Annotated in this window: 16 protein-coding genes and 1 riboswitch; of the genes, 5 read left to right on the top strand and 11 right to left on the bottom strand. The window is 60.3% G+C overall.

All coding sequences use genetic code 11. From position 1 onward, the window contains the following. Positions 1-8: 8 nt before the first annotated feature. A riboswitch (SAM riboswitch) is annotated at positions 9-107 on the bottom strand. 89 nt (positions 108-196) lie between these two features. Beyond that, on the bottom strand, positions 197-1,576 hold the full coding sequence (locus DYI20_RS01955) for an NAD-dependent succinate-semialdehyde dehydrogenase (RefSeq protein WP_110101312.1): 1,380 nt from the start codon (positions 1,574-1,576) through the stop codon (positions 197-199). 156 nt (positions 1,577-1,732) lie between these two features. Here DYI20_RS01955 and DYI20_RS01950 point away from each other — a divergent pair, with 156 nt between their 5' ends. Further along, positions 1,733-2,479, top strand: a complete 747-nt coding sequence (locus tag DYI20_RS01950) for a hypothetical protein (RefSeq protein WP_110101311.1) — start codon at positions 1,733-1,735, stop codon at positions 2,477-2,479. A 13-nt stretch (positions 2,480-2,492) separates the two neighbouring features. Further along, positions 2,493-3,932 carry an MDR family MFS transporter gene (locus DYI20_RS01945; RefSeq protein WP_110101310.1) on the top strand — a complete coding sequence of 480 codons (1,440 nt, stop codon included), beginning with the start codon at positions 2,493-2,495 and terminating at the stop codon, positions 3,930-3,932. A gap of 93 nt (positions 3,933-4,025) precedes the next feature. On the opposite strand, the gene DYI20_RS01940 is transcribed toward DYI20_RS01945, so the two are convergent. Further along, entirely contained in the window at positions 4,026-6,020 is a 1,995-nt protein-coding gene (locus DYI20_RS01940) for a BCCT family transporter (protein WP_110101309.1), read from the bottom strand. Between the two features lie 147 nt (positions 6,021-6,167). Continuing rightward, positions 6,168-6,896: a DUF8175 domain-containg protein gene (locus DYI20_RS01935; protein WP_146206437.1), complete on the bottom strand. Its 729-nt coding sequence runs from the start codon at positions 6,894-6,896 to the stop codon at positions 6,168-6,170. Positions 6,897-7,067: 171 nt separating this feature from the next. Between DYI20_RS01935 and DYI20_RS01930 the strand changes: the two genes are divergently transcribed. After that, positions 7,068-8,366 carry an O-acetylhomoserine aminocarboxypropyltransferase/cysteine synthase family protein gene (locus tag DYI20_RS01930; protein WP_122548725.1) on the top strand — a complete coding sequence of 433 codons (1,299 nt, stop codon included), beginning with the start codon at positions 7,068-7,070 and terminating at the stop codon, positions 8,364-8,366. Positions 8,367-8,384: 18 nt separating this feature from the next. After that, complete coding sequence (locus DYI20_RS01925; RefSeq protein WP_110101306.1) at positions 8,385-8,900, top strand: CoA-binding protein; 516 nt, start codon at positions 8,385-8,387, stop codon at positions 8,898-8,900. Positions 8,901-9,085: 185 nt separating this feature from the next. Here DYI20_RS01925 and DYI20_RS01920 read toward each other — a convergent pair whose 3' ends face one another. From DYI20_RS01920 to DYI20_RS01895, 5 genes are all read right to left on the bottom strand, one after another. After that, positions 9,086-14,641 carry a YPDG domain-containing protein gene (locus DYI20_RS01920; RefSeq protein ID WP_122548724.1) on the bottom strand — a complete coding sequence of 1,852 codons (5,556 nt, stop codon included), beginning with the start codon at positions 14,639-14,641 and terminating at the stop codon, positions 9,086-9,088. A gap of 297 nt (positions 14,642-14,938) precedes the next feature. Then, positions 14,939-15,751 carry a thiamine pyrophosphate-binding protein gene (locus DYI20_RS01915; RefSeq protein WP_110101303.1) on the bottom strand — a complete coding sequence of 271 codons (813 nt, stop codon included), beginning with the start codon at positions 15,749-15,751 and terminating at the stop codon, positions 14,939-14,941. A 533-nt stretch (positions 15,752-16,284) separates the two neighbouring features. Continuing rightward, positions 16,285-16,815, bottom strand: coding sequence for a TetR/AcrR family transcriptional regulator (locus DYI20_RS01905; protein ID WP_110101302.1), 531 nt, complete (start codon positions 16,813-16,815; stop codon positions 16,285-16,287). Beyond that, the gene (locus tag DYI20_RS01900) at positions 16,808-17,341 is read right to left on the bottom strand and encodes an SRPBCC domain-containing protein (protein WP_110101301.1); all 534 of its coding nucleotides are present in this window, start codon (positions 17,339-17,341) and stop codon (positions 16,808-16,810) included. Before DYI20_RS01900 ends, DYI20_RS01905 begins: the two co-directional genes overlap by 8 nt. 53 nt (positions 17,342-17,394) lie before the next feature. Beyond that, complete coding sequence (locus tag DYI20_RS01895) at positions 17,395-17,910, bottom strand: DUF2306 domain-containing protein (protein ID WP_146206436.1); 516 nt, start codon at positions 17,908-17,910, stop codon at positions 17,395-17,397. 86 nt (positions 17,911-17,996) lie between these two features. On the opposite strand from DYI20_RS01895, the gene DYI20_RS01890 reads away from it, so the two are divergent. Further along, positions 17,997-18,641: a MerR family transcriptional regulator gene (locus DYI20_RS01890; protein ID WP_110101299.1), complete on the top strand. Its 645-nt coding sequence runs from the start codon at positions 17,997-17,999 to the stop codon at positions 18,639-18,641. An 890-nt stretch (positions 18,642-19,531) separates the two neighbouring features. Here DYI20_RS01890 and DYI20_RS01885 read toward each other — a convergent pair. From DYI20_RS01885 to DYI20_RS01875, 3 genes are read right to left on the bottom strand one after another with little or no spacing between them, the layout of a single operon-like run. Beyond that, on the bottom strand, positions 19,532-20,332 hold the full coding sequence (locus DYI20_RS01885; protein WP_110101298.1) for a carbon-nitrogen hydrolase family protein: 801 nt from the start codon (positions 20,330-20,332) through the stop codon (positions 19,532-19,534). A 15-nt stretch (positions 20,333-20,347) separates the two neighbouring features. Continuing rightward, complete coding sequence (gene thrC / locus DYI20_RS01880) at positions 20,348-21,763, bottom strand: threonine synthase (RefSeq protein WP_122548723.1); 1,416 nt, start codon at positions 21,761-21,763, stop codon at positions 20,348-20,350. A gap of 34 nt (positions 21,764-21,797) precedes the next feature. Next, a complete protein-coding gene (locus tag DYI20_RS01875) occupies positions 21,798-23,090 on the bottom strand; it encodes an adenylosuccinate synthase (RefSeq protein ID WP_110101296.1) in 1,293 nt (430 codons plus the stop codon). Positions 23,091-23,157: the final 67 nt, after the last annotated feature.

Raw genomic sequence — 23,157 nt, 5'->3', positions numbered from 1 at the left:
GAAGGTCCTTTCCATCGGAACTGGCATTAGCACCTGGGTGGCCTGAACGGCACCCCTGGTTGCTGTGGCGTCATCGAGCCAGCTCTCTCAGCCACTCTGGATGGTCTGGGCCTCACTGTAGTCAGTGACCATGTCACATCACAGGTCATTGAGAAATGTGACGTGAACTACTCGCCCTGCCAGGACTGGTGCAGGGTTAGTTCTTGCTGTATTTCACCAACCGGACGTTGACGAACTCTTTGATGCCGTACGGTCCCAGCTCACGCCCGAAACCGGAGCGCTTGACACCGCCGAAGGGCAACTCTGCGGCGGTGGTGGAGGTTTCATTGATGAACACTTGGCCGGTGTGGATCTGATTTCCCACCTCAGCCGCGCGCGCCGGGTCGGAGGAGTGGACGGTAGCGGTCAAACCGTAGGGCGTGTCGTTGGCGAGCTTGATGGCTTCTTCTTCACTTGCCACCGAGTAGACCATGGCCACCGGGCCAAAGAGCTCTTCGGAATAGGCCCGCATCTCGGGGGTGAGCCCGGTGAGCAGAGTGGCCGGGTACCAGGCCCCCTCGCGGTCTTCGGGCGCCCCTCCCACGTGTGCGGTCGCACCGTGGTCGATGGCGTCGCGGACCTGAGCGTCGAGATTCTCCAACGCTTGCTGGGAAGACATCGGTCCCATGGCCGTCTCCGGTTGGGTGGGGTCGCCCAACCGGACTTGTTCCACGGCGGTTTTCAGTTGTTCCACAAAGTCGTCGTAGAACTCCTCGAGCACAATGAGGCGTTTAGCCGCGTTGCAGGCCTGGCCGGCGTTACCAAACCGCGAGGTGGCAGCCAGCTCGACGGCCTGGGGCACGATGTCGCGGTCAAGCACGATGAAGGGGTCGTTACCACCCAGCTCAAGCACCACTTTTTTCAGGTGTTTACCGGCGGTCTCGGCCACCGCTGCCCCCGCCCGGTCAGAGCCGGTCAGAGACACACCCTGGACCCGCGGGTCGGGAATAACTCGCTCGGCGATCTGCTCGTTGGAGGCGTAAATATTGACGTAGGCGCCCGCGGGGAATCCGGCCTCGTGGAAGATCTGCTCCATCACTTCGGCCGATTCCGGACACTGCGGGGCGTGCTTAAGCACGATGGTATTTCCGGCCATCAGGTTCGGCCCAGCAAAACGGGCGACCTGGTAGTAAGGGAAATTCCAGGGCATGATGCCCAACAGCACACCCACCGGGTCGTATTGCACTTTGGCCTGACCACCGCGAGCAACTGGGAGTTCTTCATCGGCGAGGAACTCCGCGGCGTGATCGGCGTAGTAGCGGTAGATCGAGACCGAAATTTTGACTTCAAACTCGGCTTGGCGGACCGGTTTACCCATCTCCCGGGTGATGATCGAGCATAGCTGGTCGAGACGCTCTTCGTAGAGATCGGCAACGCGGTGCATCCACTGGGCGCGCTGCTCAAAGCTGGTGTTCGCATAACTTGTGAAAGTCTCGGCAGCCAGGTTAACTGCCTCGCTAATCTGTTCGTCGGTTGCGGTGGGGTAGGTCTTTTCAACAGCACCGGTGGCGGGGTTAGTCACTGCATAAGTCGTCATACCCCTAACCTACGGCGCGCGTGTGGCAGATCACAATACCTGGGGGGTCGAAAACCACGAAACCGCGGCCGGGACCAGAGACAGGCGAAAGGCCCCCGCAGTGAGTAGCCTAGAAGAATCTCCCCGGCACGACGTCTATTGACAGGATGATTCCCGATGCTTTTCTCCACGCCCGCGCTCGCCGCGCGGTACCGCTCGGTGGCGCTCGCCACCCTGGTCAGCCTCAGCGCCCTGGGGTTGACCGGTTGTGGTGGCGAGGACGACCCGGGATCCGGGCAGGCCCAAGATCCCGCCACAGCGATTCCCTCCGATCAAGCACCGGAACCCCGCGAGGAATCGATTGCCCTGGCGAACCAGGTCGATGAGACCCTGCAGGAGGCGATGGTCTATACCGGCGAAGAAATCTGGGGCGACCGGTGGCTCGTGGTCGATTCACTCCGGGAGGTGTCGGACCCAGACCAGTGTCAGCAGGCAACACTCTCACAGCTCGAGGTTGCCATGGACTCAACGGATCCTGCAGTCTATGCCCAGGTTGACGGCGAGACTCAGCTTGATGAGACGGCCTCGGTCGAAGAACTCGATCTGGTCGAGTTCAGCACCGATGCGGATCGCCGTGAACGGGTCGAGCTCGAAGAAGCTCGAGAGACCGACTGTGTGAATGAGGAGATGACCGAGATCGAGGACGACACCGTCTCCGCCGAGGCCGGTGAGGTTTCCATCCGAGAGGTGGTCGTCTCGGATTTCCTTACGGCCCGGACCGCTGAGCTGGAAACCGGTGGCACCTGGCTTCGGTACCGGTCGGTGTATCCTTCAGCCACCGATCCTCAGGACGGGATAGCATTCGATGCCTGGGCCGAGTCGGCCAGCGAACGCATTGACGAGATCTACACCGCGACGCGTTAGGAGTACGGCCAGCATGTCATCACAGCACTCCGAAACCACCCAGACCCCAGGAGCATCCTTACCACCGGGCGCTGTGGGGGTGCTGGCCATGTTGGCGCTGGGCTCGTTCGTGATGATCCTCAACGAGACCATCATGTCGGTGGCCTTGCCGGTGCTGATGGACGAATTTCAGCTCACCCCGGCCACCGTCCAGTGGCTCACCACCGCGTTCATGCTCACCATGGCCGTGGTCATCCCCACCACCGGCTGGCTACTGACCCGGTTGCCGATCCGGGTGGTGTTTGTCATCTCCACCGGGTTCTTCGTCCTCGGCACACTGGTGGCCGCGACGGCACCTGTCTTCGGACTACTCGTCACCGGTCGCGTCATCCAGGCCGCGGGCACCGCGATCATGTTGCCGTTGTTGATGACCACGGTGCTCAACGTAGTGCCGTTGCACTTACGCGGGCGCACCATGGGAGTGGTGTCGATCATCATCGCGGTCGCTCCGGCGGTCGGGCCGACCGCCGGCGGTCTGATCCTGCATGCGTTGAGCTGGCGGTGGATGTTTTTGATCATTCTGCCGATCGGAGTGTTGGTGGTGCTGTTGGGGCTGTGGCGGTTGCGTAACGTGACCGAGACCCGCAAGGTGCCGCTGGATGTTTTTTCGGTGGTGTTGTCAGCGATCGGTTTTGCCGGCGTGATTTATGGACTGAGTTCTATCGGTGAAGCTGCCACCGGACATGCGGTCCTGTCGCCCTGGGTGCCACTGGTCATCGGCGGGGTGGCGTTGGGGATCTTCACACTACGACAGATCTCCTTGCGGGATATCGCGCTGTTGAATCTGCGGGTATTCACCGTCCGCACTTTCACGCTGTCCACCATATGCGTCTTGATTGCCATGGTGGGGCTGTTCGGCGTGATCGTGATTCTGCCGATCTACATGCAGGACATTCTGCACTTCTCTGCTCAGGACACCGGGCTGGCCATGCTCCCGGGGGGCCTGGTGATGGCCGGTTTGGGATGGCTGGTGGGCCGGGCCTATGACGCCGTCGGTGCCCGGGTGCTGTTAATCCCCGGCGCCGTGGTGGTTTCGGTGGCGATGTGGCTGATGACCACCTTCGATGCCGACACCGGGCTCGGTAGCTTGATCACCACCCACGTGGTGATGTCGATCGGGCTAGCGGCCCTGATGGGGCCACTGTTTACCTCAGCGCTGAACTCGCTGACACCACGGCTGTATTCTCACGGCTCGGCGGTGATCAATTCACTGCAACAGGTCGCCGCTGCCGGTGGCACCTCACTGTACATCACGGTCATGACACTGGCCACCACCCTCGGGGTGCGCTTGGGCCAGGATCTTGCAACGGCTGAGATGACCGGTATTCACAACGCGCTGCTGTACGGAGCGGTGCTATCGGTGGTCACCGTGGTGCTGGTGCCGTTTGTACGGACACCGAAACCGCAATCCTAGCAACCGGCCCGGGTTCTAAGGGCAGAATGCCCATCAGAACCCGGGCCATGGTGGAGTGCAACACCTACCGCGCCGGACGAGTCGCGCTCGCGACTACTCGCGGTCGTCCCGGTTCTTGTCGTCCCGGCTCTTTTCGTGCCGGCGTAGCCCAATTCCGGGCATGTTGAACCGGGACGGACGTGTGCCTGGCGGTGGCGAGGCGGGGTCTCTGCTCTTCTGGTTGAAGATCCCGCGGGTGGCCTCCAGCCGGTAATCGATCCAGTCGTCAATGTGGCTGGTGAGCTGTTCGGGGAAGTCCCACTCGTAGTCGTCAGCCATTCTGCTGGCGAACTCATGGTAGCGGTCATCCAGCTTGCTACGTTCCACGCGGGCGTAGTCGGCGCGCAGACAACGCACCAAAGACCAGCACATAAACAACAACACCACAGAGAATGGCAACGCGGTGGCCAACGCGGCGGCTTGCAAAGATTCTAATCCGCCGGCCAGCATGAGACCGATAGCCAGCGCACCGGCAGCGGTGGAGAACAACACGCGCGACCAGATCGGCGGGTTGGGGTGGCCGCCCGAGGAGAGCATGTCCATCACCAGGGATCCGGAGTCTGAAGAGGTCACGAAGAAGATGGTGACCAACAGGATCCCCACAATGGAGAACAACATCCCCAAAGGCAGGTCGCCGAGCACGTCGAAGAGCACCCCTTCGGGGCTGACTTCGCCGTCTTCGACCAGGTCACCGGCCCCAAAAAGCTGGCGGAAAATCCCGGTGCCGCCCAGCACGCCGAACCAGAGGAAACCGACCAGCGGCGGCACCAGGAGCACACCAGCAATGAACTGGCGCACGGTGCGACCGCGGGAGATTCGGGCGATGAAGATACCGACGAAGGGTGCCCAAGACACCCACCAGCCCCAGTAGAACAGGGTCCAGGACGAGGCCCATGCGGATCCGTCTTCCCCGGTATAGGTGGCCACGTCCAGCGACATTTCGAAGAAGGTGGCCAGGTAGACGCCCAGCGATTCCACGAGGTTCTGGAAGATGAACAGGGTCGGTCCCATCAGCAACAGTGCGATCAGGACCACGCCGGCCAGACTGAGGTTGAAGTTCGACAGCCACTTCATTCCGCGTCCCACACCGGAGACCACAGAGAGTGTGGCGATGAACGTGATGACCACGATGAGGATGACCAGCAGAACAGTATCAGCGGTTTCGACGATGCCGATCTTTTCCAGACCGGTCCCGATCTGTTGCACGCCGAGGCCCAGTGAAGTGGCCACACCGAAGATGGTGCCGAACACCGCCAGGATGTCGATCACGTCACCCAGAATGCCTTTAACACGCTCCCCCAGCAGAGGTTCAAAAACCCAGCGGATCGAGACCGGACGCCCACGCCGGTGAATGGTGTAGGCCACGGCTAGGCCAATGATGGCGTAGACCGCCCAGGGGTGGATGCCCCAGTGCACGAAGGTTTGGGCCATGGCTTGCTTGGCGATGTCGGCTTCGCTGCCTTCCCAGCCGGGTTTGGGTTCCACGGTGGCAAAAGTCAGCGGCTCACCGACGCCATAGAAAACCAACCCGATACCCATGCCGGCGGCGAAGAGCATACAGAACCAGGACAGCAACCCGTGGTCGGGCTTGTCTTCAGGGGAACCGAGCTTTAGTCTGCCGTATTTCGACAGCCCAAAAAACAGGGCAAAGCCGATGAAGACCATAATGCACAGTACGTAGTACCAGCCCAGGGTATCGACGATCCAGGTCTGGATGGCGTTCAGGACTTCACCGGTCGCGTCCGGCAAAAAGATACCGCACAGTGCCACGGCAATGACGATGATAGTCGATGGCCAGAACACGTGCGGGGCAATCATGCCCCGGCCGATCTTCACACCCTGCCGTCTCAGCTTGGCCACGATGCGGCTATCAGAATCATGCTCGCCAAGCGACATGTACTGGGGCAAGGAGGCGGTCTTATCGATTTCTTCCGCTTCGGTTTCTTCGGTCAGCACCGATCCCTCACCGGATGTCTCGGTGGTCGTCGCCCCCGCGGACTGAGCCGTGGGTGGCTCGTCTGGTTCGTCTGAAGGATCATGATTCGACATGCGATGGTCACTCCTTAGATCGTCAGATGAAATCAAGGACGCGTCCGGAATACGACAGCCCGGTACAGATGATCTATTATAGGAATATTTCTTGAATTTGCGAACAGGAGGCTACTCGCGACGTCACCGCCGGGGTGCGACGAGGTCTTAGGCACGAAATTGCTGGAAACCAATGTGGTCCTGCAAGTCTCTGATCTCAACGGGTTGCTCATCCAGGTCACCGACGATTTTCCAATCACCATCGACCCACTCCATCGCTAACAACAACGAGGCTCGAGTGGTGTGGGTGCCGTCAAAGCTGGTGACCGCGACCTCAATCAGCCCAGCGTCACCGTCGTAGCGGACCAGCCGAAAACCACCGATCGCGGAGTCTTCGCCAGCGAAACGCTCTCGCACCTCATCGACCATCTGTGAGCTGTGCTGTTCGGTATCAACGCCGGGTCCCAGTGGCATCGCGAGCGCGGTGTCATCGAACCGGTCCGGGTTCGTCAGCATGGCGGTATATGACACGGCAGCAAACATCATGCCCCGTGGTGAATGCTCAAAACAACTAGGTACCCCGTCATCATTGCGCTGACCAGGCCCGTATTGCTCAGAGACGGGGAAGAAAATATTGCGGTGGTTTTCCCAGTCAGCGTCGGGAGTGCTACCAATGGATCCTTCACGCGCGACACCGCCGAGCCCACAGATCGAATCCGTGGTTTCGCCGGTATAGGTGGCCTCTTGCCCCACGCCCTCGGCATCGGGGCCGACCGCACGCACCACACCGAAGATGATGATGGCCGTGATGCCGATAGCGATCAGCGCAATGGTGAGCACGCCTTTGCCCGTGACCCAAAAGTTCTTGCGCTCGCTCGTCGATTGCATTTCACTCATCAAGTCCTCACACACTGATCTGGTTGGCCTCAGCCAAGCTCTCTCTAGTCTAGGTGACCTCATGAGTCATAAAGGTCGCATTCTCCCCGGAGCGCGAGAACAATAGACAAGAAGAGAAACAGACCCCTCATGCAGTGATCTGCACTAGTGACCTGAAATGGAAGGACGACGATGGCTGAACGCCAATTTGGGTTCCGCACCCGTGCTTTGCACGCCGGAACCGTTCCCGATGCGGTGCATGGATCGCGTGCACTCCCGGTGTATCAGAGCACCTCATTCGTCTTCGAATCCACCGAGGATGCCGCGAACCTGTTTGCCCTGCAGAAATACGGCAATATCTATTCACGCATTGCCAACCCCACGGTGGCCTCGTTTGAAGAACGGATGGCCTCCTTGGAAGGCGGTATCGGCGGGGTAGCGACGTCGTCGGGGATGGCCGCAGAGTTCGTGGTATTCGCCGCACTGGCTCAGGCCGGGGACCACATTGTGGCCTCATCGCGACTCTACGGTGGCACGGTGACCCAGTTGGACGTCTCGTTGCGTCGTTTCGGCATCGAGACCACCTTCGTGGATTCCACGGAGGCCACCGACTTTGAAGCGGCTATGCAGCCCAATACGAAAGCGGTCTACACCGAGATCGTGTCGAACCCCTCATCGACGATCGTGGATTTGTCCGGTCTCGCGCAGGTGGCCCATCACCACGGGGTTCCTTTGGTGGTAGATTCCACGCTGACCACTCCTTATCTGATTCGCCCGTTCGAGCACGGCGCCGATATTGTCATCCACTCCGCCACAAAGTTCTTGGGCGGCCACGGCACCACCTTGGGAGGAGTCGTGGTGGAGCACGGCACCTTCCCCTGGGATAACGGCAACTTCCCATCCATGACCGAACCCGTGGAGTCCTATAACGGACTGAGCTGGTGGGGCAACTTCGGCGAATACGGGTTCTTGACCAAAGTCCGCAACGAGCAACTGCGCGATTTTGGCCCTACCCTGGCACCGCAGTCAGCCCAGCAACTGATGGTAGGGATTGAGACCTTGCCACAGCGCATGGACGCGCACATTGCTAATGCACAACAGGTCGCCGAATGGCTGAACGAGGACTCGCGCATTAGCTACGTCAACCATGCGGGGCTTCCCGACAACCCGTACTACGAACGGGGGAGACAGCTCTTGCCACAAGGGGTCGGCTCGGTCTTCAGCTTCGGGGTGAAGGGAGGTCGCGACACCGGAAATACCTTCATCCAAAGCGTTCAGTTGGCATCCCATCTAGCGAATGTTGGCGATGCTAAAACGCTGGTGTTGCACCCGGGTTCGACCACGCACCAGCAACTCTCAGATGAACAATTGGCTGCTGCCGGTATTCCGGATGATTTGATTCGTATTTCGGTGGGGATCGAAGACGTCGACGACATTATCTGGGATCTTGACCAAGCGTTAACCACCGCCACCGATGGTGCAAGCCACTAACTCCAGGAAAGGACCATCATGAGCACAGCATTGCCAGACCGCACCTGGACCGGCCCCTCGGCTCCGGAACGTTTGAGTCTGCTTCGTCAGAGCCAGTCCATTGCCATCGTGGGCGCCTCGGATAAGCCCTCCCGTGCGTCCAACTTTGTCGCGACTTACCTGCTTAGTTCCACCACCTTCGATGTGTATTTCATCAACCCGGTTCTCGCGGAGAAGGGTGGGAAAATCTTGGGCCACAAGGTGTATCCGAGCCTCGAGGCACTGCCCGTCGTACCCGATATCGTCGACGTCTTCCGAAAACCCGAAGACACTCCCGCGGTTGTCGAAGATGCCCACAACGTCGGGGCCAAGATCGTCTGGCTCCAGCTGGGTATCTGGAATGAAGAGGCGGCACACCTGGCCGAGTCGTATGGCATGAATATCGTCATGGACCGTTGCGTGAAAATTGAACACGCTCGCTTCCACGGCGGGCTGAACCTCGCTGGTTTCAACACCGGGGTCATCTCTTCGCGCCGCCAGGAATTAGATCGATAGAACCAGATTCGTGCAAGGGACCACAATGAGGGGCTTTCACACGTGTGAAAGCCCCTCATCGTTTATGCCACACCGTCACGCCCGTCGTGGACGCCTAAAAACGCCAGTGGCCGGTCCCGTGTAGTTCCGAAGAACCCGGGACCGGCCACCGCCAGTAACTACACCACTAGTAGCAGCGCAGAGTCTTAGTCCTCAGACTTGCGACGACGGGCCAACAGGCCACCGGCCGCAGCCAGCAGACCACCCAGACCCAACGCGCCCAGCACGCCAGCACCAGTCGAAGCCAGCTTGTCACTGTGGTCACTCGACGCATCGGAGGCGTAACCAGCGCCATCGCCAGCACCGTCACCAGAACCGCCATCACCAGGCTTGCCGGAACCGTCACCAGCACCGTCACCAGCGCCGCCATCACCAGGCTTACCGGAACCGTCACCAGCGCCGCCATCACCAGGCTTACCGGAACCGTCACCAGGCTTGTCGCCACCGTCACCAGGCTTGTCGCCACCGTCACCAGCACCGCCATCATCAGATGGCTCGGTCACGGTCACGGTGATCTCATCGATCACGTTGCCGTCCTTGTCCTTGACGACCACCACAATGGTGTCACCAGGCTTCGCATCCTTATCGATTTCGACAACCAGGTTGCCGTCCTCGTCGATCGAGGCACGTCCTGGGCCTTCCACCTCAACAGTGGTGTCCTCAGGAACCTCGCCACCCTCATTCGGGATCACGATCCGCTCACCAGGCTCACCCTCAGCGTCACCCCAGTTCGGCTTCTCCTGCTCACCAGGTCCCTCACCACCATCAGATGGCTCGGTCACGGTCACGGTGATCTCATCGATCACGTTGCCGTCCTTGTCCTTGACGACCACCACAATGGTGTCACGAGGCTTCGCATCCTTATCGATTTCGACAACCAGGTTGCCGTCCTCGTCGATCGAGGCACGTCCTGGGCCTTCCACCTCAACAGTGGTGTCCTCAGGAACCTCGCCACCCTCATTCGGGATCACGATCCGCTCACCAGGCTCACCCTCAGCGTCACCCCAGTTCGGCTTCTCCTGCTCACCAGGTCCCTCACCACCATCAGATGGCTCGGTCACGGTCACGGTGAAGGTTTCGGTGTCAGTGGAGCCATCCGGGTAGGTCACGGTCACGGTAATTTCGGTCTTGTCGCCCGAGGTGGCACCTTCTGGGGCAGTCACCTTGATAGTGCTACCGTCCTCGCCAACCTCAACGGTCCAACCGTCCTGATCGGACGCAACTTCGACCTGAGAGCCTTCCGGCAGTTCGTCACCGTTATTCGGCACCTCAACAGTCTGACCTGGTTGAGCAGTGGTGTTGTCCCAGTTCGGAGTTACCTCGCTCGCTTGGTCACTGCCAGGTTCTTCACCACCGTTATCACCACTCGGGTCATTGACGGTCACGGTGAAGGTCTCGGTGTCAGTGGAACCGTCCGGATAGGTCACAGTTACCGTGATCGTGGTTTTATCACCCGTGGAGGCATTCTCCGGAGCAGTGACAGTTATCCCGTGATCATCGCCGACGGTCACGTTCCAGCCATCCTGGGAAGAAGTCGCTTCGACCTCAGAGCCTTCTGGCAACGCATCACCATTATTCGGCGCAGTCACCGACTCGCCCGGCGCCACTTCCTGGTTATCCCAGTTGGGCTGAACCTCAGCAGCTTGGTTGTTGTTGTCATCGTCATCACCGACAGCCGGGTCAACGACAGTGACGCTGACCTGTTCGGTGTCAACAGAACCATCCGGGTAGGTGACCTGGACAGTCACCACAGCCTTGTCACCGTGCGAGGCACCTTCCGGTGCAGTCACGGTCAGAGTGCCGTCGTTGGTGGCCGAAACTTGCCAGCCTTCGGCATCAGTGCTGGCTTCAACGGTGGAACCTTCCGGAATCTCTTCGCCCGTGTTCGGAACCTCAACGGACTCACCGGGAGCAACCTGGCTGTTCACCCACGATGGAGTGATGTCATCAGCCTGGGTACCGTCCTCCTCATCGTCGCCACCACCATTGGGGTCGTTGACGGTCACGGTGACCTTCTCAACATCCTGCGAACCATCCGGGTAGGTCGCGGTCACCTCGATAGTGGTCTTGTCACCGTCAGCAGCTCCCTCGGGTGCGGTGACGGTGAGGGTACCATCATCGGTGGCCGACACCTTCCAACCTTCAGCATCGGCAGTGGCCTCGACCTTGGAGCCTTCCGGCAGTTGGTCACCAGAATTCGGGATATCTACCGACCCACCAGGCTCAACGGTACCGTTCTCCCACGTCGGTGTGGTGATGTCAGCCAGGGTGTCCTCCTGGCCACCGCCGTTGTCCGGCTCATCCACCGTCACGGTCACCGTGACCTCATCGGTGGAACCATCCGGGTAGGTCACGACCACAGGAATCTCAATGGTCTCACCAGGGGTAGCACCCTCCGGAACAGTGAACGTGATCTCACCAGTGTTCTCATCAACACTGACACCCTCGGGAGCGTTCTCACCAGCCTGGAACGAGGTCCCCTCCGGAGCCTCGGCCTCTTTACCTTCAGCATCGGTGAACGAAGGAGCCGGGACAGTTACCTGCTCACCCGGCGCACCAGAAGCGTTCTCATATGCGGGCTCGAAGGTTTCAGCCTGCGCCGGAGCCTTCGGATCAACGTCGATGGTCACCGAACCCTCATACGTGGGCTTACCATCCTGATCCACAACCCGGACCGGAACCTGAACCGGGCCCTGGGTATCAGCATCCTCACCAGCATCCACGGTAATCTGACCCGTCTCCGGATCAATCACCACCGTAATGTCATCAGCAGGATCTTCAGTGCCACCATTCCAAATAATGGTATTGCCCGACTCATCAGAAGGATCCTTCACGAATCCATCCGGCAACTCACCGAACTCAAACCGGTCACCCTCACCCTTCTCAGCAGGGTTACCCTCAGCATCAGTAATCACCGGATCCACAGACACCTGACGATCCCCATCATCACCCACAGTCACATCCGGGTAAGACACAACACCAGGCTCAACAACCTCCGGCTCATCCACCGTCACGGTCACCGTGACCTCATCGGTGGAACCATCCGGGTAGGTCACCACCACAGGGATCTCAATGGTCTCACCAGGGGTAGCACCCTCCGGAACAGTGAACGTGATCTCACCAGTGTTCTCATCGATGGTCACACCCTCAGGAGCGTTCTCACCAGCCTGGAACGAGGTCCCCTCCGGAGCCTCGGCCTCTTTACCTTCAGCATCGGTGAACGACGGAGCCGGGACAGTTACCTGCTCACCCGGCGCACCAGAAGCGTTCTCATATGCGGGCTCGAAGGTTTCAGCCTGCGCCGGAGCCTTCGGATCAACGTCGATGGTCACCGAACCCTCATACGTGGGCTTACCATCCTGATCCACAACCCGGACCGGAACCTGAACCGGGCCCTGGGTATCAGCATCCTCACCAGCATCCACGGTAATCTGACCCGTCTCCGGATCAATCACCACCGTAATGTCATCAGCAGGATCTTCAGTGCCACCATTCCAAATAATGGTATTGCCCGACTCATCAGAAGGATCCTTCACGAATCCATCCGGCAACTCACCGAACTCAAACCGGTCACCCTCACCCTTCTCAGCAGGGTTACCCTCAGCATCAGTAATCACCGGATCCACAGACACCTGACGATCCCCATCATCACCCACAGTCACATCCGGGTAAGACACAACACCAGGCTCAACCACGTTCACCGTGGCGGTCACGTGGTCAACGGACTCATCAGCGTAAGTCACCACGACGGGGATATCGATCGAGGACCCATTTCGTGCATCCTCTGCAATCGTGTAGGTGATCTCACCGGTGTTCTCATCGATGGTCGCCCCCTCGGGGGCGTCGTCCCGCAGGGCGTATTTTGTACCAGCTGGGGCCGAAACATCCTGGCCCTGGTTGTTCTTGTAGGTCGGTGCCGGGACAGTTACCTGCTCACCCGGCGCACCAGAAGCATTCTCATAAGCAGGGTCCAGCGTTTCTGCGTATTCAGTGACGCGGAAAGCTGCCGAGTCCATAATGTTGCCGTTGATGATCAACCGCGCCTGGTAAACGGTTCCAGGCTCAGCATTTTCGGGTACCGTGAAGGTGCAGTTGGCAGCCTCAGCAGCCGAGGTAATCTTGCAGTCATTACCGACCTGGTTACCGTTCTCATCAACCCAGCGGATGGCGTAATTCTGGCCGGGGTAGAATACGGTATTGACACTCGGGGTCACCACATCACCAACACCGGCGGTGTTGGCACCGGTGTCGTGATCAAGCGAAATGTCAGCACGGTTCGGGTCAGGCACCAGCGCGAAGTACACGTTGTACAGGGAGCCACGAGCCGGCTGCCAGAAGGCCGCGGTGTGAGTACCATCATTCGGATCACCAAACGCCGGGACAGTCCACGGCGTGTAACCAGCCACAATCTCATCGTCGGTATTAATCACGAAACCATACAACGCGTCAGCATTCGGGATAGGCTGATCGAAACGCACCGTGTACCGACCATTGTCCCCAACCGGGGCAACCACAGTTTGCTTAATCTGCTGCGGATTCGCTTCCAACAACGCTTTCTGCTGCTGAAGCCGCTGACCCGTAGGCAGATTACCCAAACCACGAATAGCCGAACGACCTTCCGCAGTCAGCACCGACATCACCACCCGAGTACCGGGAGCAGGATTCTCACCGGCGCGGGTCGGGAAAGGAACGAAAAGATCAGGTTCGCCCGATTCCCACCAAACACGGCCAGAAACCATGTTGGGGCCGTTGCCACCCACACCGGAAGTGTTGGACGGCGTGGGCACCGGACCTTCGTTATCGATCTTCCACTGATCACGCGGGGTCGTCAGGTAGCTAGCAGGATCCGCACCCTCAGGCTTCTCATAAACCCACACCGAACCACGTTGAGTGGAGAACTGTTCGGTGGTAAAGGAACCAAAGTGACCATCACGGCCGGGGTTCATGAAGCCGTTCATCATCCCCGGACCCTGACGGATAGCCTTCAACTCACCCCCACCGGGACCAGTCTGGCCCGGAGCAACCCACACCTTGATCCGCACATCGTTAATCAAGCTCATCGGCTCGTAGACGTGCAAGGTACCGTTCTCATCAACCCAGTTCAGATCACCAAAACCGAAAGCCCCGTCGGTACCGGCCAATTTGTGCGTCTTCGCGGTGAACACCGGGCTAGCAGGCGAGTCCTTATCCATCCACTGCAAGTACAGAGTCACATCATTCAACGCCTCCGCACCAGAGTTACTGGAGTCGAAAGACACACCATTGCTGTAGTACAAACGACCTGAGAAGGTCCCCAACGAGCCACGGTTGGTGACGTCAGCGAATTGACCATAAGTACGAACTCGACCAGCAGCAATCGCATCCGCATCCACCGGACCAGTGACTTCACTAGCGACCGGAGCCGGACGAGTACCCTGCGGATTCGTCGCCCGCGGGTAACGATTTGTCGCACCCTCAGGGTTCACTTTCTTGGGGACAATGGCGTCACTGACGTCTTCGCCGGTAGCGGGGGTGGTTGCGTCTTCTCCTGCTGCGGGAGCGTCTGTTGCAGGAGCGTCCGCTTGATCAGCTCGCGCCACGGTGGCCTGGGTCACGTCACAGACAACGCCACCACCAACCAAAGCAAAAGCGGTAAAGGCAGCCATGGCACCGCGCCGCCAAGCTGGCCACTGTCCCGCAGAGTTTTTGGAAATCTCAGTCATTACGGCTAGTCACTTTCTGTCGAGAAAAAACGTGACCACACCACAGAACGCCGTGCACGCGCACGGAAAAACCTTCTGAAGGTGATCGTGATGATAGACCCTGCGGCCGCTGTCACCGACCATAGAGTAACCTACCGCTCAGAATACCACGGCGTACAACTATCTAGTTATCTTTCGTTACAACAAATAACCCAAGTCCTGCAGAAGATCAGTGGCATATGTGCACCTCTTGAGACCGTGATCAAGAAGCCAGCCACTTGGAACCCGAATTGCTGCCCCTGAACGCTAAGTGGGGTCTTAAACACCGGTGGCCGGTCTCGTGTGGTTCCGAAGAACCTCGGGACCGGTCACCGCCGCAGGTGGACGGCCCAGCCCGCGGTCGACGCGGGCGGTGGAGAAGGCCTCGTGCTCGCTGCGCATCCGCTCCAGTCGGGTGCGGCGGGCTTCCGCTTCCGAGGTGGCCGGCACCTCGGCGGTCAGAGCCGGGAGGATGGCGGCCGAGCTGGAGGCCGGGATCGCATCATAGACGCGGAAGTCGGAAGTCACCGACACCCCGTGGGCTACACACCAGGCGGCCAGCTCGGCTCCACAGCCGTCTTGCCAGCCGTCACCGCCGATGACGACCGGTTCGGGCCGTCCGCCGGCAGCCATGCGCATGGCATCGGAGACGAGTTCGCCGGCGGAGCCCGGGTCGTCGAGGACGAGAACCTTCTTCGCCGTGGAGCCGAACCACGCATGCTGGTCGAATTCCTGGAAGGACTCCCGATTGCGGTCGGGGATGGGGATAAGGCCGACGAACATCACGAGCGACGTCTGGTCCTGATAGGCGGTGTGGATGGCAATCATCGCGTTCGCCACACCCGGTCCGCGGGTGACCATGACGACGCCGGGCCTGCCGGTCAGGCGCGCCTCGGCCAGGGCCATGAATCCCGAGCCACCTGCGTGGCGGGCGACGACGTTGGTGATCGGGGCGTCGTAGAGGCCGTCGAGGATGTCGAGGAAGCTCTCACCGGACACGCTGTAGAGGGGCTCGACGCTTTCGCGCACGAGCTGTTCGACCATGAGGTGGCCGGCGCTACGGCCTGCGGGCATGGATGGTTCGGAGGTCATCCAGGCTTCTCTCCTCGTCAGAAACGGTGAGCGGATGGCCTGCAGCGATCCTACCGAGGCACAGCCAGTCGAGTGCACGGCCGCGCCTCACGCGCGCCTGTCCGGCTGCTCCGATGCGGCCGATGCACCGCGCCTGCTCTCCTATGCCGAGGAGGTGCTCAAGACCCTCGAGGAGTACTCGTCATACGCACAGCGCGCCTACCTTTGACCCGCGCCCGCTGACGCACCGGGTCGCCGAACCCGGGACGTGGGCGACAGAGCGCGAGGTGTGGGTGCCGTTCCTCAACGAGCACCTGACGGAGATGTTCCCCAGCGGCGGTCAGAGATCCAGGCTGGCCTGGCGACCCTCGCCGCTGATGAGCGTGAGCGCGTCATCGATACCGTGCTCGTCTACCTCGGCTGCGGCTGTTCCGCGAGTGCACCGGTCTTGATGTCACCATCCCAGCCGAAGCTTTGGCAGTCCTGCTGGCTCTCGGCCGGCACCGCAGGCGGCGCGCTGATCCGAACAGTCAGATCCGCTCGATCAGATCCGCTCACTTGAACGCTTCGGCGAGTTCCTCCCAGGCGGCATCGACGTCGCTGCCGGGCGGCAGTCGCCCGTCGAGTTCGAGGATCGTGAGCCCGTGGGTGGCCGCCCACAGTGCTTGTCCGATCACCAGGTTTCCCGTGACGACGAAGAACGGCCGGCCGGACCACTCCTCCAAACCCTCAGGCAGCGCAGCCCGGTCGAGCGGCCCGCTCGTCGCCAGCCGGTAGAGCTCCGGTGACGCGGCAGCGGTGGCGCGGTAGGCGCGCAGCAGTAAGTCGATCGAGGCTTCAGTCTCGATCACCCGCCAGCATGCCTGCCCCATCCGGGCGAAGGCGTCGATGAGCAGCTGGGTGCGCACCGCCTCCTTGTTCGGCAGGTGCTTGTACAGCGACGGGGCGCGGATCCCGAGGTCGGTTGCCAGCATGCGCATGCTCAGCGCCTCCCAGCCCGCGGCTTCGACGCGGCGGCGTGCGGCGACGAGGATCTCGGTCTGGCGCGGGCTACGCGTCGGCAGCTTGATCGGGATCTCAGTCATGGGCACCAGTCTGCCGCAGATCGGCGGCCCGCTGCCCGATCGCCTCATTGACCTCGGCGAAGTCGGCTTCGAGGTCAGTACGCATCGACGTCATGAACGGCACGACGACACCGGTGAAGGTCTCCTGCTGGGTCAGCCGGGTGCCGCCGCCGGGCAGCGCTTCGAGCCGGAAGGAGTGCTCGCCATCAGCCAGGCCCGGGACCCACATCCGCCCGATCCACGTCAGTTCGCGACCGGGTTCGGCGGTCAGGATCGTGGGGGTGAAGGTCATCGTGCCGTCTGCAAAGATGACGGTGTTGTGCAGCTTCTCACCGGCGGCGACGGTGCCGGAGCTCTCGATAATCGAGGGATTCCATTCGCTGTAGCGCTCAGTGTCGGCCAGCACCGTCCACACTTCATCAGGTGAGGCGTCGAGTTCGGTGACGACGATGATCGAGACCGGGTTGAGGCGGCTGTAGGCGAAGATGCCGGCGACCAGGATGAGGGGGATGGACAGGCAGATGGCGATGATGCGGGCGACGGTCATGGCGGGGACTCCGATCGGTGCGGGTGAGCGTCAGCCACTACTGGCTAACATTGTTAGCCTACTGGTTGGCGAGGCCCCTCCGCAATGCCCTTTCGCGAGCCTTTCCCTCCACCGCTGCCGAGGCGGGCCTTGAGAACGGCGAACCACGCACCTGCGATGAGCGCAAGCGCACCGGCGAAGGCGGCGAGCGCGACCGGGCTGGTCACCGCTGTCGTCCAGATGAGGCGGGTGGGCACGAAGGCCGCGAAGCCGAAGGCGATGAGGGTGCCGATGTAGGAGCCGACCATGTTGCCGATGTGCCCGCGCCTACTGCCGCTCACGATCATCCAGACCCCGAGGGTGACGGTGACCGTCGTGAACACCGAGAGCCCGTGGAGGAAGGTGAAGCCGTCCTCGAGGCCGAAGAAGAAGCTGGAGCCGCAGGTGAGGTACATGAGCCCCACCCAGGTGCGCCCGAGCACCCGGTGCACGGCGTCGCGGCGGGGCCGGAAGATGTTGACGGGGCCGATGATAAGGACGAGGAACGCCGCGCTGGCATGGACGATAACGGCGAGCGGGATGGTCTCCATACTCGGTAAGATAGTGACGTTGTCCAAGTGTGTGCAACGTGGATAGCCACACCCCGATTCAGTATCCGACCGCCAAGGAGAGCTAAGTGAAGCTCAGCGCGCTGGCAGCGGCCACCGGCACCTCGACAGCCTCGATCAAGTACTACCTGCGCGCAGGCCTCCTGCCGCCTGGAGCCAAGCGGAACCAGACGACCGCGGTCTACGACGACTCCCACGTCGAGCGCTTAGAGCTCATCGCCGCGCTCCGGCAGCTCGTCGGCCTGTCGATCGAGCAGATCGGCACGCTCACCGCCGTCATCGACGACCCACTGGCGAGCATGCTCGATGTCATGCAGACCGCCCAGATCCTCGGCGGCGGGCTGCCACCGCTCTCCGCTGACTCGCCGGCTGCACCGGATGCGCGCACGGCCGCCGCCGAGGCGCGGGTCACCTCGGTCATGGAAGCCCAGGGCTGGCCGGACGCGCCGAGCGCCGCCCGGGCAGCGGCCACCTCGGTGGTGGCGGAGATGACGGAGCTGGGATTGGAGGTCAGCGACGAGTATCTGCAGCTCATCGGGGCAGCCGTCGACATGATCTCCGGCTCCGATCTCGACGTCTCCGGATCCCGGGACCGGATGGCGATGCATGTGGCCGTCGGCACCCACCGGTACTCACGCCTCGTGCTCGCGCTCCTGCAGCTCGGCCAGACCTCGCACAGCATCGCGCGGGCCGGTGAGCACACGGACCGGTGACACAGAATTCATGTGCTCGTGAACGGACTGTCGCCGCAGATCAGTGTTGTTCACGCTACACTCCCATGCCATGATCCCCACCATGCACTCCCCCGTGCCCGCACCACACCCCACCCGCCCTTTGGAACCGAACCCCTCAGCTTCGGGAGCGTCTTAGTCTCACCGGGCTTAAGCACAGTCCATTCAAATTTGTCAGAAAAGCTCCAGAAAGGATCTATTCAACGAGGCGTAATGGACTCTCATCCCCCGTATTGCTAGTGTCCGAGGGCTGATTTTGGTCTGCAGATGCCACATCCGCCCGGGCCACGCCACACACGACACCACCACCAAGCAACGCAAAAGCCGCAAAAGCAGCCAACACCATTCTTCGATGCTTTAGACATTTCTCTCACGTCTCTTTCTCTTCGCGGAAATAGTCACACATCCCGCGAGAGAACACCGCGCCGACGCACAGCAAACCCCCAACGCAGGTGCTCAATGTGATGAATCTCCTGGAACGCCCAGCAACCGGACACACCCCAATGCCAGGGCCACAGTAACACCAAAAACTACCGTTAAGTAACCTCTTGTCTGCCACCTAACTTCCCCAAGATACCGGGAAACCCCACCCGCCCCACCGAACCCACCAACCCTGAACCACTACCGACAGGTCCCGGGCCGTTTCGAAGTCAATCGCGCCTGAAGAGTGTAGAAAAGACAGCAACAAGCCCCCGTCCGAAGCGTGAGGGGAACGCTGTGATAATCGGACGGGGGCTTATGTCATCACTCGCACCTTGATGAGGTACTTTTGAGTCTAAGGTGACGAACAGGGCGAGTCTAGGGTTTAAGCTGACAATTTCCTGTTAATTCTACTCAGGTGACCCTAAATACCTTGGTGACATGGGCGTTCGCTAATTCTTGAGATCGGTCACATCCGTGCGTCGGTTGGCTAAGACTGGTACTATCGAGCGCACTTCCGCCACCCGATCTGTGCTCACCTCCGCCAGCACGACGCCTTCCGGCTCAACACCGAGCTCCGCTACTGCAACGCCCAAGGGATCGACGATACTGGAATAGCCGATCGTGTCGGTCCCAACGGTGTCCGCGGCGAGTATCCATACAGTGTTCTCCATCGCTCTGACGGTCAACAGTGACTGCCAGTGCATTTTCTTGTGTTCGCCAGCAAACCATGCTGCCGGGGTGATGATGGCCTGAGCGCCCCGTAGTGTCAGCGCGCGAGCGACCTCGGGGAATCGGATGTCGTAACAGGTTTGCAGACCCCAGGTGATGCCTTCGAGATCCACGGTGACTACCCCTTGGTCACCGGCAGAGATCTCGTCTGATTCACGATTGTTAAAGGCATCATAGAGATGCAGTTTCCGATAGGTGCTCACCTGCTCACCCCGGTCGTTGACGACCAGCAGAGTATTAAAAGGCTTGCCGGTTGCGGACGGTTCGAACCCTCCGGCCACCACATGCACATCATGTTGCTGAGCTAGCCCGCACAGTTGCTCGACAAACACGGGCCAGGCTGTGGCAACCGCTTCGGCCAGAGATCCTTCGACCAGGCGGTAGGCCAGCATCGCTTCTTCCGGCAGGACCACGAGTCTGGCCCCGCGTTGGGATGCTTCGGTGATCAGCCGTTTGATCACACTCAGGTTGTCATTGACATCGGCTGTTGGCCCAAATTGTGCAACCGCTACTGTGACCATCGCCTTGCCACCTTTCTACCGCACAGCGTGTTCTGCAATGTAGTCGCGTAGTTGATCAACGTTGTCGCGGATCTCGATGATGTGTTGCTCGCGTTCTAACATGTTCTGCAGGTCCTCGCTCAACTCCGGTGCCTGACCAATAGCTTCGACGACCGTGTCGGAAAACTTTTCCGGTTTGGCGGTTTCCAGCACCAGCATGGGCACCGAGTCATCCCGATACTGTTCGGCGATGGTGACGCCGTCAGCGGTGTGCGGATCAATGAGCACATGCGCGTGCTCCCAGGTCTGCCGGATGGCCGTCAACCGGTCGGCGTGCGTGGAGGCACCGGAGACCATCCCGAACTCTTCGGCAAACCGGGGTTGATAGCGGGACAGATCGAGTGTTCCCACGTCATCCAGCGCCTGGAAAGCGCCAGAGAGTTTAATCGGATCGGAGCCCAGGACCAGGTAGATCAATCGTTCCAGATTCGAGGCCTTCGAAATATCCATGGACGGTGAGGAGGTGGCCACGGTCTGTTGAGCCGAACGCGGGGTATAAACTCCAGTGCGGAAGAACTCGTTCAGCACGTCGTTCTCGTTGGTGGCCAACACCAATCGACGGATGGGCAGGCCCATGAGCCGGGCGAGTTGCCCAGAGAAGATATTGCCGAAGTTTCCGGAAGGAACCGTGACGTCGATCGGCTCGGTGCTACCGGGGTGCTCATCGCTGGCGCGGAGCCACCCCCAGAAGTAGTAGACGCATTGGGCAACCAACCGGCCTAGATTAATCGAGTTGACGGTGCCGAGCGTATTGGCACGCTTAAATGGGAGATCGCCGTTGAGTTGTTTGACCATGTGCTGGCAATCATCAAAGACTCCATCCACCACAATATTGTGGATGTTCTGATCGGTCAGCGAATACATCTGAGCACGTTGGAATGCCGACATTCGCCCCTGAGGGGAGAGCATGAACACCGCCACATTCGGTTTGGCAGCAAAGGCGTGCTCAGCAGCTGAGCCGGTATCACCGGAGGTCGCCCCCAAGATGTTGAGGGTCTCACCTCGTTCGGTCAGTACGTATGGAATCGCCTCACCCAGAAATTGCATCGCCATATCTTTGAAAGCCAGCGTGGGGCCTTGCGAGAGGTCCAAAAGCCACGTGTTGTCCCCAATCTGAGTCCGGGGGACGACGTGGTTACTGGAGAACTGGTCACCATAGGCGGCGGTGACGATCTGTTCGAGGTCGTTCGTGGGGGTCTCGGTCCAGTACCGGCCGATGACTTCTCGTGCCAGTTGCGGATAGCTCAGCTCACGCCAGGATTCGATAGTGACCTGGTCGATCACCGGAATCTCGGTGGGCATCACCAGCCCACCGTCGGGGGCTAGGCCTTCCAAGAGAATGTCGGAGAAGCTGGCGGGGTCCATCCCGCCACGAGTGGAAACATACTGCATCGGGACCTCGCAGAACTCTTTCGTGTTGTGGTGGCTAGTCGTTCCAAACCAAGTCGCGGACCTGAATCACTTCGTCGCGGCCCGGCCCCACACCGATACCGGAGATCCTGGTGCCCGATAGCTCTTCGAGAGCATGCACGTAGCGTTGAGCAGCCTCGGGGAGATCAGAAATGCTCCGTGCCTGAGAGATGTCATCGTGCCAGCCCTGGAAGTACTCGTAAATGGGGACCGCATGGTGGAAATCCGTCTGGGTCATCGGCATCGAGTCATGCCGGACGCCGTCGACATCGTAGGCGACACAGACCGGAATCTGGTCGATGCCGGTGAGCACATCCAGCTTGGTGAGGAAGTAGTCGGTAAACCCATTGATCAGTGAGGCGTGCTTGGCCATGACCGCATCGAACCAGCCGGTCCGACGGGGACGACCGGTGTTCACCCCGAACTCGCCGCCACTGGTGCGTAGTCGCTCCCCCATCTCGTCATCCAGCTCGGTCGGGAACGGTCCGGCACCCACACGGGTCGTGTAGGCCTTAATAATTCCCAGCGTGCGGGTGAACCGGGTGGGTCCGATTCCAGCACCCACCGAAGCTCCTCCCGCGGTGGGGTTGGAGCTGGTGACAAACGGGTAGGTCCCGTGATCAACGTCGAGAAAGGTGGCCTGTCCACCTTCCATGAGCACGACCTTGTTATGGTCCAATGCTTCGTTGAGCAGGATCACCGAGTCCACCACCATCGGGCGCAGTCGCTCAGCGAAGCGATCGAAGTATTCCACAATCTCATCAACACTAAAGGCCCGGCGATTATACAGCTTGACAAGTAGCTCATTCTTCTGCCGCAGTGCGCCCTCGATTTTCTGACGCAGAATCGATTCATCGTAGAGGTCCTGGACCCGGATACCCAGCCGGGCAACTTTGTCTTGATAGGTGGGCCCAATACCGCGACCGGTGGTACCGATCGCACGTTTGCCCAAAAATCGCTCGGTGACTTTATCCAGGGTCTGGTGGTACGGGGCGACCACGTGAGCGTTGGCAGAGACCTTCAGGTGCGAGCAGTCGTGACCACGTGCTTGAAGTCCGTCGATTTCCTCAAAGAGCGCTTCGAGGTTGATCACCACCCCGTTGCCGATCACCGGGGTCGCATTCGGAGAGAGAATACCGGCCGGCAGGAGCTTGAGTTCGAATTTCTCACCGTTAACCACCACGGTATGCCCAGCGTTATTGCCACCGTTGGGCTTGACCACATAGTCAACAATTCCACCGAGCAGATCGGTTGCTTTGCCTTTGCCTTCGTCTCCCCATTGGGCGCCGACGATTGCGATAGCTGGCATAGTTGCATCTCTCCTGATCAGGACGCGCAGGACGAGCCCTCAACATAGAAAACGTTCCCGACCGACA

The organism is Auritidibacter ignavus (genome assembly GCF_003703835.1).
Lineage (GTDB): Bacteria > Actinomycetota > Actinomycetes > Actinomycetales > Micrococcaceae > Auritidibacter > Auritidibacter ignavus.
The sequence above is the reverse complement of the archived record's forward strand: the minus strand, read 5'-3'. Positions and strand labels throughout refer to the sequence as shown.

Coding starts and splice junctions, on each gene's coding strand:
- DYI20_RS01955 (WP_110101312.1), bottom strand. CDS start 1,576: ATGACGACTTATGCAGTGACTAACCCCGCCACCGGTGCTGTTGAAAAG.
- DYI20_RS01950 (WP_110101311.1), top strand. CDS start 1,733: ATGCTTTTCTCCACGCCCGCGCTCGCCGCGCGGTACCGCTCGGTGGCG.
- DYI20_RS01945 (WP_110101310.1), top strand. CDS start 2,493: ATGTCATCACAGCACTCCGAAACCACCCAGACCCCAGGAGCATCCTTA.
- DYI20_RS01940 (WP_110101309.1), bottom strand. CDS start 6,020: ATGTCGAATCATGATCCTTCAGACGAACCAGACGAGCCACCCACGGCT.
- DYI20_RS01935 (WP_146206437.1), bottom strand. CDS start 6,896: ATGAGTGAAATGCAATCGACGAGCGAGCGCAAGAACTTTTGGGTCACG.
- DYI20_RS01930 (WP_122548725.1), top strand. CDS start 7,068: ATGGCTGAACGCCAATTTGGGTTCCGCACCCGTGCTTTGCACGCCGGA.
- DYI20_RS01925 (WP_110101306.1), top strand. CDS start 8,385: ATGAGCACAGCATTGCCAGACCGCACCTGGACCGGCCCCTCGGCTCCG.
- DYI20_RS01920 (WP_122548724.1), bottom strand. CDS start 14,641: ATGACTGAGATTTCCAAAAACTCTGCGGGACAGTGGCCAGCTTGGCGG.
- DYI20_RS01915 (WP_110101303.1), bottom strand. CDS start 15,751: ATGACCTCCGAACCATCCATGCCCGCAGGCCGTAGCGCCGGCCACCTC.
- DYI20_RS01905 (WP_110101302.1), bottom strand. CDS start 16,815: ATGACTGAGATCCCGATCAAGCTGCCGACGCGTAGCCCGCGCCAGACC.
- DYI20_RS01900 (WP_110101301.1), bottom strand. CDS start 17,341: ATGACCGTCGCCCGCATCATCGCCATCTGCCTGTCCATCCCCCTCATC.
- DYI20_RS01895 (WP_146206436.1), bottom strand. CDS start 17,910: ATGGAGACCATCCCGCTCGCCGTTATCGTCCATGCCAGCGCGGCGTTC.
- DYI20_RS01885 (WP_110101298.1), bottom strand. CDS start 20,332: ATGGTCACAGTAGCGGTTGCACAATTTGGGCCAACAGCCGATGTCAAT.
- thrC (WP_122548723.1), bottom strand. CDS start 21,763: ATGCAGTATGTTTCCACTCGTGGCGGGATGGACCCCGCCAGCTTCTCC.
- DYI20_RS01875 (WP_110101296.1), bottom strand. CDS start 23,090: ATGCCAGCTATCGCAATCGTCGGCGCCCAATGGGGAGACGAAGGCAAA.